Below are 17119 nucleotides of genomic sequence, written 5' to 3'. Positions count from 1 at the left end.
TTGAAATTGAAACTAACAAATCTGGAAAAATGAATGTCCCCATATGTTAAAAAAAGAATTTATATAATTCAATGCCTAAAAAAAGTAAAAATTGATGTATGGTGTAAAGGAGTGAATGATGGTTATTGAGTTTTCAGTGTTTAAAAAATGATAAAATAAAAATTAAATGAACGATAATCTGAATCCATAAACACATTGCTTAAAGGATGTAAACAAAATGTAATTTATAAAAATCTAAATATTTATGAGATGTTTCTTTTAAGAAATTGCACGATAATATTCATAAATCTTTAGCATTTTTTTATCCTATATGGTTACATCCTTTAATAAACAATGGGTTTGGTTTTTATTGTTTAATTATACCCAAGCCAACATGTCTGGGCTTGGAGCTGCGCTAACAGCTAAAATAGATAAAAGCAATACTGTAAGAACTACAAATATTACCATGCAATCTTTAAAGTCTATTCTAAGGTTACGGAAAGTCATAGGATCCGCAATGCTGGTTTTTCTTCTTAAGTCACAAGTAGTGTTAGTACGATTTATCATTTTTTTCACCTCATTTTTTAATTTAAAATTTCATATAAATTTTCTCTCTGTACTATTAGTAAGTTGAAAAACATATATAAAAAAAGAGAAAGAGAGCATTTGAAAACTAATGGGGTTGGATTTCAAGTGTATTTATCTTGAGTGCAGCCACTATTTTCCAAACTTGTTTTTCAAGTAATTTATATAAGATTAAAATTAAATATTTAATAAAAGAGAGGCATATTATGGAACTTAACGATGAACCAGCATTAAATAAATATGATTATTTTGATGTTACCGCAGACATTGGATTTCATGCTTACGGCAAGTCTTTGGAAGAGGCATATGAAAATGCGGGGCTCGCTATGTTTAATGTCATAACTGATATTGAGAATGTGAAAAAAGAAGAGCATAGAGAGTTTGAAATAGTTTCAGAGGATTTGGTTTCTCTCTTATATGATTATTTAGAGGAACTTCTGTTTCTGCAAGATACAGAATTTTTGTTCTTCTCTGATTTTAAAGTAAATATTGAAAAAATAGATGATGAATCTTCCAATTTGGAAAATTATAAATTAACTTGTTTTGCTCGTGGTGAGGAAATAGATTGGAACATTCATACTCCAAAATCTGAAGTCAAGGCCATCACTTTTCATAAGATGTGTGTAAAAGAAGATGATGGTGTCTTTAAGCTTAGAGCCATTTTAGATTTATAACTTTATATTTTTTAGAAATAGCTTTTAAAAAATATGAAAATAATAAAAATAGATTAAAAAAGTTAAAAAAAAGTTAAAAAAGGAATATTAAACTTAGAGGTTACAACGTTTAATATCCTCTGGATCAAATCTTAAAATGATTTCCCTTGAATTTCCCTTAACTCCTTTTCCAGTGAACTTGGTATCCACCAGTCTTAGGAATTCAAGTTTTTCAAGTGTTCTATTGAAAGTGGCATAACTCAATCCGACCTCTTCCTTGAATCGCTTGGACAAGTCCCCGGCAGTCAATATCTCATCACTTTCAACAACCGCTCTGAGAAGCGCCCTTTCAATGTCATTCAAGGAATTGATGGTTTCCCTTAAGTTAACTGATCCTTGCTTGGATACTGCCTCTTCCACATGTTCCAAAGTGATTGTTCTTGAAGCATTGGCTTCTGCAATATTACCGCAGACCCTGAGAAGGTCAATTCCTACCCTCAAGTCTCCAAGTTCAATGGCATGATTGGAAATTTCCTCAATGACTTCGTCTGAAATCACTCCTGGGAAAAATCCTGCATTGGCCCTATCTTTAAGAATGCTGAATATTTCAGAATATGTGTAAGGCTGGAATGTGATGTCTTGAGGAATGAATACTGTATTCACATTCTTGTCAAGGGCATATCTGAATTCCAAATCTGAAAGGATTGCAAAAATCCCTGTTCTTACTCCTTCAAACTCTTCATAAGCCCTTAGGATATCATAGAATATCTTATTTGCATGCTGGGTTTGGAACAAGTAATTGACATCATCAAAAGCAACGATCAATGCCTTGTTTTGGTCTGAAAGATATTTCATGACCTTTTCATATACCCTTGAAAATGGAACTCCAGTCTCTGGAGGCTGATGACCGAATATCTTTTTATGAATTTGAGAAAAGATTCCAAAACGAGTTGTGTGTAATTGACAGTTGATGTAACAGCAAACAACCTTGTCAGTAGTGTTTTCCACCAATTCAAAAACCTTTTTAAGTGCTGTTGTCTTTCCTGTAGCACATGATCCCATAATGACTGAATTGGTAGGACGTCCCCCTTGAATGGCCGGTCTGATGCACATAGCCATTCCTTCCATTTGGCTATCCCTAAAATTAAAGTTATCCGGCATATAATCAGGATTAAATGCATTTATGTTATTGAATAGTGTTTCATCACCCATTAAAATATCTTCTATTGCCATATAGTTTATTATATGTTAACTTATATAAAAAAGTTCTTTATTTTAAAAATTGTATAGGAATTTAAGAAAAAATTCAATGAAATTATAAAAAATAAAATAAGAAAAAATAAGAAGAAAGGAAAGTGAAAAAAGATTTTGATCAAACTTTTTTTTAAAAGTTTGGATTATTTGACCTCATCAACCAGATTAATCACTTTCACATCAGTGTTTTCCTTTATCCAATTAAGCAATCTTTCCGCAAAGATAAGCTTTTTGGTTTTGATCTCATCTGCAGGACCTGTTTCCCCTTCGATGTTAGGCCTTGAATATCTGGTGACGATTGTTCCAAAGTCCATTCCTGCAAGAACCATTTCCTTGCAGCCCAATGCCACCGCCAAATACATGGCCCTGTCACCATCGGTAAAACCGCCAAAGTTATACAAGTGACCTATTGGTTTTGATTGGGTGGTTCCCAATATTTTATTGAAGCTTGTTGTCCATTTCTCAATGACTTCCTCATTGTTACCATGGGCATGAATGACAAAGTAGGACCCTTTATCATTTGCGACTAATAAATCGGAAAGTGTGCCATCCAAATCGGTAGCAACGATATCAGGCACTACATCCTCTTCCAGAAGTGCAGTGGTTGCACCATCTGAGGATACGAGAATATACTCCTCCAAATCATAAGTCTTTATCTCTTCAATATGCTTCTTAATTGAAGGACCTGCACCAAAAACAATGAACTTAGTGGTATCATTCTTTTTATGAACAGTTTCATTATAGAGGTCTTCAAGGGTTAAGAAACCATGTTCCTCAAGAATCTTGTCCAATAAGACAGCGGTCTTTTCATCTCCTTCCCTTGAAAATCCAAGAGTTTCCAAGATTTCCTCATACCATCCTTCCCATTCATCAAAATCCATTTTTCACACCTTTAATAAATTGAGTAAATATAATCTTCTATTTTTAATATTTTTATCATTCATAAAAAAAAAAAGTTTAATAATTAAAACTCCCAATTATCCAATCCGGTAATTCTGCCACCATAATCAAGACTTAAAGGAGTCAAGCTAGGCCTTCTTTCAACGAGCACACAATATCCGTCTGTTCCCTCTTCATAATCCTCAACCAATTGAGGAACATTCATGACTGTATCATTGCCATCATCGTCAACTCTCTCCAGAATATTAAAGTCCAACATCCTATCTGCAAGAGTGGTTACCTTAATCCGGTCAGACAACGGCTTGGATGGAATGTTCAAATTGAATAAGTCAACTCCCTCTGGAAGACCTTCATCCAAGACTTTTTTAACCACTTTGGCAAGAATCTCTTGAGCAAAGCTGTAATCAGTATCAACATACCAATTCCCTTCCTCATCCTGCTTGAAGCAATCATCATCCAAAAATAGAGAGCATGCAATGGCAGGAACTCCCAATCCAACAGCCTCCACTGCTGCACAAACGGTTCCAGAGGTTGTAATCTGCAGTCTGCTGATATTGATTCCAGGATTGATTCCGGTTACAACAAGATCGGGCTTCTCATCACAAACATAATTAATACCTACATTGACGGAATCCGCAGGAGTTCCAGACAATCCATAGGCCATGCTTCCATCAGCCAATTCATATTCATCCAGATACATATGCTTCATAATGTTGACCTTACGTCCTACGGCACTGTTATTCTCCTGAGGAGCCACAACAGTAACGTTGGCAAAGCCCTCCAGTGCCTGTTTGGTAGCTAAAATGCCCGGTCCAAGAACACCATCATCATTGGATATTAAAATGTTTTTCATAGAGAACCCTCATTAATTTTCTTCTTGAATTATATTCTGTTTTTAATAATACTTATAAATTCTTAAAATAATTTTTAATAATTATAAATGCCAAATAATTTTAGATAATGCAATAATATTGTTAAAAATGCTTAAAGAAATCAAACACTTTGGAAATCTTGTTTATTGAAGGCATTGCAATGTTTCTAATGAACTTGATGTGATAATTGAATCCGATGAGTTCAAATTCTGACTTTACCCTATCCAACTCATTTGGAATGTCAAGGGACTGCGGACATAATCGCTTGCACCTTCCACAATGATTGCAAAGCCCCGCACTTGATTGCTTATTGGTTATTCCTCCCACAACCATGTAATAATTGACCATGGCATGTGGAATTATACCAAATGCCTTCTTATTGAACAGATACTTTTCATTGTAGACATTAAAGCAATCTGGAATGTTCACTCCTTTAGGGCAAGGCAGACAGTAGCCGCAGCCAGTGCAGTTAATCTTCATCATGGAATCAAAGATGGCCTGGGCCTTATCCAATACATCCAACTCATCATCACTTAATGAATCAACTTCAACTCTTTCTGCAATGGATATGTTTTCCTTTATTTGATCTAATGAGCCCATTCCAGACAACACACAAGTGATTTCCTTTTGATTCAAGACCCAACTTAAGGCCCAATCAACTGAAGACTTATTGGAATCAACACCTTTAAAGAGATCATCAACAGCTTCAGGTATCTCTCCAGCAAGAAGTCCCCCCTTTAAAGGTTCCATGATGAATATTGCCACATCATTTTCATACGCATGTCTGATTCCTCTAATCCCTGCCTGTGCATTGACATCAACATAATTATACTGAACAAGGGCCATATCCCAATTGAAATCATCAATCACATCATTGAACTCATTAGGAGCCCCATGATATGAAAATCCAATATTCCTGATTTTACCCTCTGATCTTGCTTTCTCTAAAAATTCATAAGCCCCTAATTTCTTAAGTCTTCCAAGTGTGCTTAAATCAATGCTATGAAGGTAATAATAATCAATACAATCTGTTTGAAGTCTTCTTAACTGTTCATTTAGAAATGCATCGAAATCCTCTCTGGACCTTACCATCCAAGAAGGTGATTTTGTGGACAATTTAACCTTATCCCTGTATTTGACTCCATTTGAATCTGTTAAACTCAAGATTTCCCCTAAAAATGATTCACTTTCTCCAGCATGATAGGCATAAGCGGTATCAATGTAATTCACCCCATTGTCAATTGCGTATAGAATAAATTCCTGAGCCTTTTCCCTATCAATTGAATTGTTTTTAGTGGGAAGGCGCATAGCTCCGATACCAAGTGGAAATATCTCATCCCCATTCTTTTTAACTGTTCTTTTTACCATACAAGCACCAATAATCCTATTTCTTTCTCAACTTCAATAGAACAAGTTCACTGTCAGTACCCCATCTGAATGGGTAATCCATTGAACCTACACCAGTTGTTACATGCAAATATCTCTCTTTCTCCCCTATTCTATTTTTAAAAAGTCCCATATTATAGAAAAGAAGATTTCCTATCCAAGTGACCGGATAAAACTGTCCTCCATGGGTATGGCCAGACAATTGAATGTCAAAGCCCAATCTTGAAAACTCCTCCCAATTTCGAGGGACATGAAAATTGATTATATTTACCTTATCTTCCTTGATGAATGATTTCAATTCATCTGCACCAACCAAATCAACATTATCAAAACTGAATGGAATTCCAAAAATGTTCAAGTCCTTGAATTCCATTCCTTCATTATCCAAAACAATAATTCCTGCCTTCCTGCAAGCCTTATGAACATTTTCAATCCCAGGATAGTAATCATGATTTCCTGATGTAAAAATGATAGGCACATTAACATCCCTAAATGCCAGAAAATCATCTTCTTCAACCACACAAGACCCATCTGCCAAATCTCCGGAAATTATGGCCAAATCACAAGGAATCTGATTAATCTTATCCCTAATGTCATTGATGATTTCCTTATGTCTGATGGAACCGAAATGAACGTCTGAAAGATGGGCAATATTCATATCCTGATTGATATTATCCAATTCTATGATTTTCTCATGAACAATAATCTTATGAGCATGACAATAGCTATAAATTGTGATTAAAGGAACAATCATAAGCAAGAGAACTATAATATAGATTGGGAGTTCGATATAAGCCCCAATAGCGTAAATCAAAAGCAAGTCAAAGAATGTGAATAGGGACATAAAAATCCAAAATGCAGATATGTGATCTAGGAATCGTGTTATCCTTCTTGATTTCCTCTCTTCAAATAACATAGGAACTATCTTCAATATGGCAAAGAGAACAGTCAACAAAAGCAAATATATGTCCTCCAAGCCGCCAAACAACAAAAAGAGATATTTCATAAGAAAGAATTCATATAACATCATAAATGGAGTGGACATAATCACTCTTCGTGTTCTAAAGCTCATAAGAAAAACCTCTATTATTATTCTTTATAAAGTCACTTATAAAAATTGCCCCGTGAAAACTTAAGCCAATAAAGAAAACGAATTGCCGACAAAATATTTAATAAATATAAAAGGAATAATTTATATATAGCTTGAATTATTTAATAAATTTAAATTAAATATATAAACAATTTTAATATTTAATCAATTAACATTATAAAAATTAAATTATTCATCAAGCATATAATTCTTATTATATATCGGAGGAAACCAAATGAACGAAATATTATTAATGCTCCCAGGTCCAACAACCGCTGACCCAAGAGTATTGCAAGCAATGGGAAAAGCTGTTGTAAACCACAGAGGAGACGAATTCGGAGAAATTTACACTGAAACCACTCAATTGATGTCAAAGACTTTCCAAACCCAAAATGATTCTTACATCCTTACAGGTTCCGGAACTTCTGCAATGGAAGCTGCAGTATCCAACCTTGTAAACAGAGGAGATAAAATATTAAACATTGTAGGTGGAAAATTCGGAGAAAGGTTCGCAGACATTTCCAAAATGCATGGAATTGAATCCATACCTTTAAACGTCGAATGGGGAACTGCTGTAACTCCAGACCTCGTGGAAGAAGCATTGGAAGCAAATGAAGACATCAAAGCTGTAACCATGATCCACAACGAAACTTCCACCGGTGTGGCTGCACCTATTCAGGAAGTGGGAGAAGTAATGAAAAACTACGATGCATTATTCATTGTAGACACCGTATCCTCCTTAGGTGGAGACTATGTTGATGTGGACAAGTTCCATATTGACGCATGTGTAACCGGATCTCAAAAATGTCTCGCTGCACCACCAGGCCTTGCAGCAATTACCTTTAACGATGACGCATGGGCAGCATGTGAAAAGGTTGAAGACAACAACTACTACTTGAACATGCCTAAATACAGAGCAAACGGTAATAAGGACCCTGCTCAAACTCCTTACACTCCATCAGTCTCATTGATTTACGCATTGAAGGAAGCTCTTGAAATCGTTCAGGAAGAAGGACTTGAAAACAGAGTGGCAAGACACCACCAAGCAGCAGCTGCAACCAGAGACGCAGTCAAAGCATTAGGCCTTGAACTCTTCCCTGATGAAGCAGTTTCATCTGCAACTGTAACTGCAGTGAAAATGCCTGAAGGAGCAACTGATGCCCAAATCAGAGGAACCATGCTAGACAAATACTTTGTTCAATTAGCTGGTGGACAAGACCACCTTAAAGGAAACATTATTAGAATTGGACATATGGGTGTAATCAGCTACAAGGAATTGGCTATCACTTTCACCGCATTAGGATTAACCTTGAAAGGATTAGGATTAGTCGAAGATGCAGGTGCAGGTGTTGCAGCTCTTGCTGACCATTACATCTAAGCCCAAGCTTTTTGACCTTCGGTCAAAAACCTTGACCAAAACTCTTTTCACTGGTTGAGAGCGAATACTCTTAACTTTACTTTTTTTTATTTTACTTATTTTAATTTAATTAACTTATCCACTATGACTTTTTTTAAAAAATTTTTGAATACCAAAATATAAACAAAAGTATATAAAGAATCTAAAGAAAATATAAGTATGATTATTAAGTAAATGATATTTCTATAAAAATCCAAAAAGATAAGGAGCTAAAAAATGATAGATGATGCACCAATTAAAACTACTGTAGAAGAATTGAGAAAGCTTGTTAACATCAGCAACTACATTGGAGAGCCAATCGAAACCGAAGATAAGATATTGATTCCAGTATCCAAGGCTGCAGTAGGCTTTGGAATAGGTGAACACAAAAAGGAAAATGAAATAACCGGAACCGGTGCAGGTGTAAGCGTTGAGCCTACCACCATGGTTGTTGTAACAAAAGGCAAAACCGGAGCAGAAGGAATCAGGACAATCAACTTAACAAAAGGCAGTGAAGGCAATAAGGCATTGAATGAATTAGGATTGATAATAACCGATATAATAAAGGATTTGATTCCATCCCAAAACAGTGAAGATGATTACATAAATGTTGATGATATTACTGAAGTTGAAATCAAGGATGGGGAAATAAGAGAAAAGGCTGAAGATATAGTGGATGATGCTGAAGAGAAATTGGACATTGAAATAGATGATGAATAATCTATAAATCCATAAAATAAAAAAAATTAATAAATATGAAAAGGCGATGAAATGAACTTCAATCTTTTTTTAACCATAATAATCGCCTTGATTATCCTATTTTCAATAATCCTATACAACGGCTTGAGAATATTATTAACCGTTGAAAAGGATAAGAGTATGGTTGAATATGAATTAAAGGCAACTATACTTAAGATACCTATTTTTACAAGAACAGGCACTAATGGAAATGATGACAAGACCGAAAATGATGATACTGAAGATTCAGCTGATGATTTGGATGAGACTTTAGATGAAGACAAAGGCCTGAAAGAAAAATACGAAGAGATCAAGCCAATCATAAACGGATTAATAAAATCCAAGGAAGAGCTTAAGGACTATTTGAATAAGCTTTTAAAGACCATCGATTTAAAGAAATTGGAAGGAAACCTAGTAATCGGCCTTGGCAATCATACAACCACCGTTAAGATAGCAAGTTGGATTTGGTCAATAGGAGCCATTCTAAATAGCACAAACCCAAGTCTGCTAACTGTAGAACCTAAGTTTACAGAAGAAATAATTGATTTTGAGGGAAAGCTCGAATTGAAAATAAATCTCTTGTTTCTATTGGCCTACAGCATGATTTTATTGACTGAAAAGAACATTAGAGAATTGATTAAAGAAATCATAGGATAAGAAGAATAAAAAGAATAGAAAGAATATAAAAAGACTGAAATTGACCAATGGGAAGTGATGGTATGGATGGATATGAAATATTGAATAAATTCAAAAAGGGAACATTTTATGAATTCAGTGAAGCCATCCCCATATTCAATGATGAAATCTATTTAATCTTCAAAGTGGAAGTGATTTCAATTGAATCAAATCCATCTGAAATTAAAGATAACGGCTTAAGGAAACTGATAAGGAGAATTAAAATTCAATCTGAACCAATTCTATCCCATTTGGAAATAGAGCCTATAGCTTACCTATTAAAAGATATTGGAAATGAATACACCATTGAAGCTATTGATGAAAAATATGAAAAAACTGTTAAAGATAATGAAAATAAATTGATAAAACAATTTTTAGAGGAAAAACCGTGATTGTTTTATTAAAAAAGAAATTCATTTAGGCAATGGAATGTTCTCTTGGCAAACGCAAACATCAGCCAAGAATGCATGGCTGGAACTGAAAGCATTGTCAATGGCCAATTCAAGGTCTTCCTTTGACTCAACCTTTACAGAGTCAATTCCATAAGCATCTGCTAATTTTACAAAATCAGGATTTTTCAAATCTATCTGATACCTATCCATATCATAGACTGTCTCTTCCCATTGGCGAATGATGCCCAATTGGGAATTGTCTATAATGAAAACATTCACATTCAAGTCATATTCAATGATTGTAGCCAATTCCTGAATGACCATTTGAATGTCACCATCACCGCAGATAACAACAACAGGGTCATCCGGATGTGCAATGGCTACACCGACGGAAGCAGCCAAACCATAGCCCATTGGACCGAATCCGCCGGAGAACAATAGCTTTCCGAACTTGTCATTCTTGGAGAGCAATGTTGTCCAAGTGGTATGGGTGCCGGCATCTGATAGGAAATAGCTTCCTTTGAATGCATTTACAATCTTATTGATTGCATAAGGAGGCCTTAATGTAATGTAATTATCCTCAATGTCATCAATGCCATCAACAACCAACTCTTCATAATTGGAATAGATCTCATTGATCCAATCCTGATATAAAATAAAGTCCTTATCCTTATAGTCTTTGGATTCAATTTCATCCAACAATAAATCCAGGAAGTCTGATGCATCCATAGGAAGATTGATATTGCCTTCAAGACAGGTTTCATCAATGTTTACATGAATGACCTTATCGCAAACACTATCATAATCACAGGAAGCAATGGTTCGCTCAGACAATCTTGCACCTAAAACCAGAATGCAATCTGAATTCTCATATGCATAATTTGCAAGTGAAGTTCCCCTAAGTCCGAGAAGTCCAAGGTTCAATTTATCGCTTTCACTTATGATTCCCTTGGAGTGAAAAGTAGTTGCAATAGGAACCCATGTTTTACTTACAAAAGTGCTTAATTTTTTTATAGCTTTCCCCCAAACTATACCATTTCCTACAACGACTAATGGTTTTCGTGAAACTTTAACTTTTTCGATGGCTAAGTTGATATTGTTATCTACATCAGTCATTGTATTTTCTAAAGAATCTTCAATAAATACCAATTTGCCATCAAAATATCTAAAGTATTTATCAAAAATTTCCACTAATTCATAAAGATTATCAACATTGGGAATCTTTTCATTAAATATATCCAAATCAGAATCAATGTCACTAAAAATAGCATGATCAAAAGAATCAACCATATCCTTGAAATCAATATCCCCCAAATCGACATCTTCAAGCAGAATGTCTCTGGAAAGATTGATATGAACCGGTCCCTTCGGATATTTCTTAAGTATGACCAAAGCTTCAATCAAATTAAAAATAGCTGATTTGGCAGAATATGGGTGAAAGCTCTTGACAGTTATGTTTTCAAAAACACCATTTATTGGGGAATTTTGAAAAAAGTCCTCATCTTTTATATGATAATCGTTATCTCCTGTAAATACGAGAAGAGGCACTGAATCCTTAAATGCAGTTGCGAGTCCCATAACCAGATTCATGGCACCTGGACCTGCAGTGGAAACGCATAGGCCATAATCGCCTGATGAACGGGCATACGCATCTGCAGCATGAGCGGCCCCCTGTTCATGTCTTGTTAAGATATGCTCAATTGAAGAATCCTTCAAGGCCTTATAGAAAGGAAGTATCTGTTCTCCAGGGTGTCCGAATATATGCTTGACACCATCCTCTTCAAGCAATCTGATCAATGCTTCTGCAGTATTCATATTATCACAATTAAAAATAAAATCTAATAAAACTAATAAACTGGACAAAATTAAAAATTTAAATAAAAAATTAAAAGATTAATAAGTCCTAATAATAATGAGATGAATTATTGGCAGAATTGTTGGAATACATCTGTTGCAATTCATAATCATCCACAACTATTCTTGCCTCTAAACTATTATAAACCGTATTCAAAATTGTCAAATCCTTTGAAGACATTAGAATAAAGTTATTTGACATCTTATCTTCAACAAAGACAGTATAAGTTCCCAGTTTATTGTTTTTATAATAAGTGAAATTGCCGTTACTTGCTTTCTCAGTGCCTAAAACCTCTTTCTTAATATTATTGAATCTTAGAAGTCCCTGTGATCCAGTAACAGGAGATCCGTTATTGAAACTGGTAATGTTAAGACCATAATCATAATCACAATAGTAATGAATATTCAGATTATCCTCATATTCGGATACCTTATCTGTTAATGGAACTTTAGCTGAACAGGAATTTGTTAAATTAACTTGATGATAGGTAACATCTCTGCCAGGTTCAAAGATCAAATAGGAACCTAGACATAATAAACAAAATACAGCAACTATTAGAATAGCCATTTTTTTATCCATATGATACACCTTTTTAAGATAATATTAATTATGTTTTTATCTTTATATATATTATTATAAAAAAACATGAAAAATAGAATAAATTTTACAAAAATATTGAAAAAAATGAAAAATTAAAATTTTAAAAAATGAAAAAGAATTAATTAAAAATTTAGAAAATAAAAAATTAAAAAATAGAAAAAATTAAAAAAATAGAAAAGAAAAAAGGGAAAATCTTAATCAAGTTTTTTAAAGTTTAACTCACTCATCTAAATTGAAAACAGAATCTGCCCCTTTTCTTTCATAATCATAAATCTTATCTTCATCTTTTTTAGACTTGGATTTTGATTTGGACTTGGATTTAGGTTCAACATAATCGTCCAAAAGGGATTCGTATCCCTCATCGCCAAATACTCCATCATCAAAGAAATCATCACTGAAGTCTTCATACTCCTCTTCAACAGGCTCTTCAACCTTAGGTTTTTTAGAAGATTTGGCCTTAGCCTTCGGTTTGGATTTTGCTTTTGATTTGGCTTTAGGTTTTGCCTTAGGCCTTTCAGCATAATCATCCAGATTATCAAAAATCTCTGCATCCTTAGAGCTCTTGAAGCTAGGGCCTGACCTTTTAGCACTTTGACTTTCATCCTTAATAGGGGAAATGTAATCAAAATCGTTATCAAAGCTTATATCCTCATCGAAATCATCCTCTAAGTCCTCACCATCATCCCTATTGAAGACGTTCAGTTTACCGAATAATGATTTTGATTTTCTTTTATCCTGAGGGGAATCATTAGATTCGGAATAGGAATCACCATAAACATCCCTATTATACTTGTCATCGAAATCCTCATCATAAGGGGAATCAAATTCTTCAGAAGACATGTCAACATTTCTCAATACATTCTTTCCTGATTTGGATTTGGAATTGCCGAATCTGTTCAATCTTCTTGATTTGGATTTGTCTTCCTCTTCAATATGATCAAGTTCTTCATCCTCGTTATCATCCTTTTTAAACCTATTCCTTAAAGACTTATATGGACTAACGAATGATCCATTTTTGTCAAATAAAGGATTATGACTTTCTTCTTCTGCATAATCGTCAATGGTCTTCTCGACATATTCCTTTTCCTTAAAGTAGTTTACTCCAGATTTACTGTCTGATAGGTCAAGGGAGTAATCTGTCTTATAAGGAATAATGGTTAAAGCCAAAGGAACAATCACAAATATTGAAGCAATGACTGACTGAACAAGCAAGCTTTGCCTATCTCCGGCAAGAATTAAGCTATAGACTCCTAAAATCCAAATGACAGCTAAAATGATTGGGATAATGAATTTGATGGTAATTATCCAAGATTGATCCACCTTGATATAGGAATTGTCATTCAATACTGAACGAAGGTCTTCAATGTCATATACCCATCCTAAAACAAGGAGTTCAAGGAGAACCCCCAATATAATCGCAAATTGGCTTATGAATGAATCAGTGATTCTTAAAAGGTATTCTCCCATACCGGTTGCAAATATGAATGATAGGAACAGGCCCACTAGAACAAGCTGTCTGACAGCTCTGTCCCTTGACCATGCAAATTTTTCACTTATTGCATTGGACAATGGTTCAATCAAAGCTAAAATGGTGCTTAAGCTTCCAACAAACAAAAGCAGGAAGAATGCCGGAGCAACCATATAAACCCATGGATCCATTATATTGAATACATTAGGGAAAACAACAAATATCAATGAGAATCCGTCACTTACCAAACTGGTGATTGGAATGTTCCTTCCTAATGCCATATAACCCATAATCGCAAAGAGGAGAACTGAAACCAAGACTTCAAAGACCAGACTCACCAATACAATGATCCATGCATTGTCGATCAGTTTGGCATCCCCTGGTATATAAGATGAATATGTGCTTGCAACTGCATATCCTAAACCGTATGAGAATATCAATTGGCCAAATGCGGCAAGCCAAACATTCACATCCAGTAAGACCCCCCAATTCGGATTGAACAGTGCCATTATTCCTGTACGGGAGCCAGGCAATTGAAGAGCGAATATCAGCATGCCAATCAATAATACAAAGGACAATATCAAAGAGATTTTGCTGATAGTAAGTATTCCCTTGTTGATTTCCTTGCGGGAGAATAAATATATCAAACCCCATATGAATATAAGCCCCACTCCAATAGGAACCACAAGATAAGTCAGCCCATATGGATTAGAGGTGCTGTGTAATAGTGTAGTTGTAAAGAAAACACTAGGATTATTGCCCCATCCTTTAAATAAACTAAGGATAATGTAGATAAGGTCCCAAGACATTATGCAGGTATAATAGATTAGGACTATAAAAATCAGGAATACAATAAACCAAGCTATTATCTCAAACTCCGATTTGATATTGTAGAATACCTTAGGCAGACTTGATTTGAACTTAAAACCTACTGCAAACTCCAATACCAAAATAGGAATGGCCATGACTACAATAGCTAAAATATATGGTATGAGGAAAGTTCCTCCACCATTCTCATACATAAGATAAGAGAATTTCCAAATTCCAGACAATCCGATAATGGCTCCTATCATAGCAATCAGGAAGCCAGTTGAACTGCCCCATCTATTTTCCATAATTTTATCACCCATTACATCACATCAATAAGAATAATCAATCAATTTATTTTTATTCATTCTATTTATTCTATTAAATTAATAATTTCAGAACATCATATATTTTCTTAAATTGAATCTCATAAATAATTTGATTTTAGAATTTCATTATTATATAATATATTGAAGTTTTAATTATTTAAAAAATTTGCTTATTTTGGAAAAAATTGTAAAAAATAGATAAGAATATGAAAAAATAAAAAATAGATAGGAATATTTAAAAATAAAAAATAGAAAAGAATATGAAAAAATAAAAAGTTGAAAAATTATTTGTCATCAAGTGGCTTATAGTATTCCTCGTTTTTGGCAGGCAATAGAGTGAATATTATTGGAACAACTATGAGGACAACAGCTAAAGCCAACATAACCATATGGCTTGTGAACTCTCCAGTCAAGATAGTGCTGTAAACTCCTTGAGCCCATAAGACAAAGATACAAACAGGTAAGACATACTTGATGATAATCTTCCAGAATGGATCCATTTGAATGGATGAATGAGTGTTCAAGACTTCAACAAGCTCATCAAAATTATATATCCAACCGAATATTATACATTCAAGGAACACTCCAAATAGCAATGCAAAGTTATTTAGGAATGCATCAAAGATTCCTAAGAGGTAGCTTCCTGCAGCAGTTGAGAATAAACATGATATGCAGAATCCGACAATGCATACAACAGTAGCGGATTTTCTTCTTGAAAAGCCAAATTTTTCAGAAATTGCAAATGAAGCCACTTCAAGCAGAGCCATTAAAGAGGTTAAGCCTGCAAATAAGATGCATAAGAAGAATAATGGTCCAATGACAGATGCCCAAGGACCCATTACATTAAATACCTTCGGGAAAACAACAAACGCCAAACCTGTTCCTTCAGTAACCAACTCATCGAATGGAATGCCACTGGTTAAAGTCATGAATCCTAAGATTGAGAAGATCCCAATAGCATTGAACACTTCAAATCCGGAGTTGGAAAATGCTACAATCAAAGCATTGTCAGTTAATTTGGAGTCTTCTGGAAGATAACTTGCATAGGTAAGTGCAATGGACATTCCTAAACTAAGGGAAAACACGATCTGACCAAATGCGGCCAGCCATACATCCATATTGGTCAATGCAGACCAATCCGGAGTGAATATCTGGGTATAGCCTATTGAAGCGCCAGGCAAAGTCAAGGAAAATGCAACAATAATGACAACAATCACAAGCAAAACAGGCAATAATATTTTGCTTACTTTACCGATACCTTCATTCAAGTCCTTTTGGACAATGAACCATGAACTTAACCAAATAAGAAGAATTGAAATGAAAACCCATGGAACAATAGTGAAAATACCTGAAAGGGAATCAGAGGCATGCAAAACACTAACTGTAAAGAACAAATCAGGATTTGCACCCCATGCCTTGGTAAGGCTCAAAGCGACATATATCAAATCCCAAGCAACTACACAAACATAATATGTTGTGATTAGGAATACAACCAATATGATAAACCAAGCGACAGGTTCCAATCGGGATTTGATGGTGAAGAATATCTTTGATAAAGATGTCTTGAACTTAAATCCTACTGCATATTCCACCAAAACAAATGAGATTCCTAAAATAAATAGAGACACTATATAAGGAATCATGAATGATCCTCCACCATTTGAATAAAGGACATTCGGGAAACGCCAAATATTTCCTAAACCAACAGCAGAACCAATCATTGCCAAAACAAAAGCAATATTACTATCCCACACAGACTTTTCAGACGCCATAAAAATCACTACAAAAACAATTAAAATACAATAAGAATATATTAATTGAAACTAGTAAATAAAATTTGTTAAAATAATTAAGTATCTAAACTAAAAAAATTCTGGACTGAAAAAGCATCTGAACTAGAAATAGGGTTTAAATGGAATTTTTAAAAAATAATGTATTTAAAAATAATATGGCAACAAATGGAGCAGTAATCTATTCTGGAGCAGAACACATTACATACATCATAGAAGAGAATAATTTTTCAAAGCTAAGCTTATTATGCGCATAATCTACAATTGCAAGAATCTCATTATCTTTACTTGCGTACAATTCCATTCTTCCGCTTGAACGAGCACGAAGAAGTCCAGAATGAATATATTCT

General features: G+C 34.5%; 16 protein-coding genes. 5 read left to right on the top strand and 11 right to left on the bottom strand.

Going from position 1 to position 17119, the window contains the following annotated elements; genetic code table 11:
- Window positions 1–357: 357 nt before the first annotated feature.
- Complete coding sequence (locus tag IJE13_RS07410) at window positions 358–546, bottom strand: hypothetical protein (protein ID WP_292778840.1); 189 nt, start codon at window positions 544–546, stop codon at window positions 358–360.
- 224 nt (window positions 547–770) lie between these two features.
- Between IJE13_RS07410 and IJE13_RS07405 the strand changes: the two genes are divergently transcribed.
- Window positions 771–1238 (top strand): archease, encoded by a 468-nt coding sequence (locus tag IJE13_RS07405; protein WP_292778838.1) that lies wholly within the window; start codon window positions 771–773, stop codon window positions 1236–1238.
- Between the two features lie 93 nt (window positions 1239–1331).
- Here the strand turns inward: IJE13_RS07405 and IJE13_RS07400 are convergent, their stop codons facing one another.
- The 5 genes from IJE13_RS07400 to IJE13_RS07380 form a co-directional block, all read right to left on the bottom strand.
- Complete coding sequence (locus tag IJE13_RS07400; protein ID WP_292778898.1) at window positions 1332–2459, bottom strand: ORC1-type DNA replication protein; 1128 nt, start codon at window positions 2457–2459, stop codon at window positions 1332–1334.
- Between the two features lie 155 nt (window positions 2460–2614).
- On the bottom strand, window positions 2615–3352 hold the full coding sequence (locus IJE13_RS07395; protein WP_292778836.1) for a 6-hydroxymethylpterin diphosphokinase MptE-like protein: 738 nt from the start codon (window positions 3350–3352) through the stop codon (window positions 2615–2617).
- A gap of 83 nt (window positions 3353–3435) precedes the next feature.
- Window positions 3436–4224, bottom strand: a complete 789-nt coding sequence (surE, locus tag IJE13_RS07390) for a 5'/3'-nucleotidase SurE (protein WP_292778834.1) — start codon at window positions 4222–4224, stop codon at window positions 3436–3438.
- Between the two features lie 121 nt (window positions 4225–4345).
- A complete protein-coding gene (locus IJE13_RS07385; RefSeq protein WP_292778832.1) occupies window positions 4346–5611 on the bottom strand; it encodes an aldo/keto reductase in 1266 nt (421 codons plus the stop codon).
- Between the two features lie 16 nt (window positions 5612–5627).
- The gene (locus tag IJE13_RS07380) at window positions 5628–6701 is read right to left on the bottom strand and encodes a metallophosphoesterase (protein ID WP_292778830.1); all 1074 of its coding nucleotides are present in this window, start codon (window positions 6699–6701) and stop codon (window positions 5628–5630) included.
- A 253-nt stretch (window positions 6702–6954) separates the two neighbouring features.
- On the opposite strand from IJE13_RS07380, the gene IJE13_RS07375 reads away from it, so the two are divergent.
- From IJE13_RS07375 to IJE13_RS07360, 4 genes are all read left to right on the top strand, one after another.
- Window positions 6955–8097: an alanine--glyoxylate aminotransferase family protein gene (locus IJE13_RS07375; protein ID WP_292778828.1), complete on the top strand. Its 1143-nt coding sequence runs from the start codon at window positions 6955–6957 to the stop codon at window positions 8095–8097.
- 255 nt (window positions 8098–8352) lie between these two features.
- Window positions 8353–8835, top strand: coding sequence for a spore germination protein GerW family protein (locus IJE13_RS07370; protein ID WP_292778826.1), 483 nt, complete (start codon window positions 8353–8355; stop codon window positions 8833–8835).
- A 51-nt stretch (window positions 8836–8886) separates the two neighbouring features.
- Window positions 8887–9510, top strand: coding sequence for a hypothetical protein (locus IJE13_RS07365; RefSeq protein ID WP_292778824.1), 624 nt, complete (start codon window positions 8887–8889; stop codon window positions 9508–9510).
- 62 nt (window positions 9511–9572) lie between these two features.
- Window positions 9573–9920, top strand: a complete 348-nt coding sequence (locus IJE13_RS07360) for a hypothetical protein (RefSeq protein ID WP_292778822.1) — start codon at window positions 9573–9575, stop codon at window positions 9918–9920.
- A 21-nt stretch (window positions 9921–9941) separates the two neighbouring features.
- On the opposite strand, the gene IJE13_RS07355 is transcribed toward IJE13_RS07360, so the two are convergent.
- From IJE13_RS07355 to IJE13_RS08735, 5 genes are all read right to left on the bottom strand, one after another.
- The gene (locus IJE13_RS07355) at window positions 9942–11735 is read right to left on the bottom strand and encodes a thiamine pyrophosphate-binding protein (protein WP_292778820.1); all 1794 of its coding nucleotides are present in this window, start codon (window positions 11733–11735) and stop codon (window positions 9942–9944) included.
- Window positions 11736–11823: 88 nt separating this feature from the next.
- On the bottom strand, window positions 11824–12354 hold the full coding sequence (locus tag IJE13_RS07350) for a hypothetical protein (protein WP_292778819.1): 531 nt from the start codon (window positions 12352–12354) through the stop codon (window positions 11824–11826).
- A 240-nt stretch (window positions 12355–12594) separates the two neighbouring features.
- A complete protein-coding gene (locus IJE13_RS07345; protein ID WP_292778817.1) occupies window positions 12595–14958 on the bottom strand; it encodes a hypothetical protein in 2364 nt (787 codons plus the stop codon).
- Window positions 14959–15263: 305 nt separating this feature from the next.
- On the bottom strand, window positions 15264–16751 hold the full coding sequence (locus IJE13_RS07340) for a sodium-dependent transporter (RefSeq protein WP_292778815.1): 1488 nt from the start codon (window positions 16749–16751) through the stop codon (window positions 15264–15266).
- 199 nt (window positions 16752–16950) lie between these two features.
- Window positions 16951–17073 (bottom strand): hypothetical protein, encoded by a 123-nt coding sequence (locus tag IJE13_RS08735; protein ID WP_366514854.1) that lies wholly within the window; start codon window positions 17071–17073, stop codon window positions 16951–16953.
- Window positions 17074–17119 lie beyond the last annotated feature (46 nt).

The organism is Methanobrevibacter sp., from assembly GCF_017410345.1.
In the GTDB taxonomy this organism is placed as follows: Archaea; Methanobacteriota; Methanobacteria; order Methanobacteriales; family Methanobacteriaceae; genus Methanobrevibacter.
The sequence above is the reverse complement of the archived record's forward strand: the minus strand, read 5'-3'. Positions and strand labels throughout refer to the sequence as shown.

Bases quoted from the DNA above. Each gene is read 5' to 3' on its own strand.
- IJE13_RS07410 (WP_292778840.1), bottom strand. From the start codon at position 546: ATGATAAATCGTACTAACACTACTTGTGACTTAAGAAGAAAAACCAGC.
- IJE13_RS07405 (WP_292778838.1), top strand. From the start codon at position 771: ATGGAACTTAACGATGAACCAGCATTAAATAAATATGATTATTTTGAT.
- IJE13_RS07395 (WP_292778836.1), bottom strand. From the start codon at position 3,352: ATGGATTTTGATGAATGGGAAGGATGGTATGAGGAAATCTTGGAAACT.
- surE (WP_292778834.1), bottom strand. From the start codon at position 4,224: ATGAAAAACATTTTAATATCCAATGATGATGGTGTTCTTGGACCGGGC.
- IJE13_RS07385 (WP_292778832.1), bottom strand. From the start codon at position 5,611: ATGGTAAAAAGAACAGTTAAAAAGAATGGGGATGAGATATTTCCACTT.
- IJE13_RS07380 (WP_292778830.1), bottom strand. From the start codon at position 6,701: ATGAGCTTTAGAACACGAAGAGTGATTATGTCCACTCCATTTATGATG.
- IJE13_RS07375 (WP_292778828.1), top strand. From the start codon at position 6,955: ATGAACGAAATATTATTAATGCTCCCAGGTCCAACAACCGCTGACCCA.
- IJE13_RS07370 (WP_292778826.1), top strand. From the start codon at position 8,353: ATGATAGATGATGCACCAATTAAAACTACTGTAGAAGAATTGAGAAAG.
- IJE13_RS07365 (WP_292778824.1), top strand. From the start codon at position 8,887: ATGAACTTCAATCTTTTTTTAACCATAATAATCGCCTTGATTATCCTA.
- IJE13_RS07360 (WP_292778822.1), top strand. From the start codon at position 9,573: ATGGATGGATATGAAATATTGAATAAATTCAAAAAGGGAACATTTTAT.
- IJE13_RS07355 (WP_292778820.1), bottom strand. From the start codon at position 11,735: ATGAATACTGCAGAAGCATTGATCAGATTGCTTGAAGAGGATGGTGTC.
- IJE13_RS07350 (WP_292778819.1), bottom strand. From the start codon at position 12,354: ATGGATAAAAAAATGGCTATTCTAATAGTTGCTGTATTTTGTTTATTA.
- IJE13_RS07345 (WP_292778817.1), bottom strand. From the start codon at position 14,958: ATGGAAAATAGATGGGGCAGTTCAACTGGCTTCCTGATTGCTATGATA.
- IJE13_RS07340 (WP_292778815.1), bottom strand. From the start codon at position 16,751: ATGGCGTCTGAAAAGTCTGTGTGGGATAGTAATATTGCTTTTGTTTTG.
- IJE13_RS08735 (WP_366514854.1), bottom strand. From the start codon at position 17,073: ATGGAATTGTACGCAAGTAAAGATAATGAGATTCTTGCAATTGTAGAT.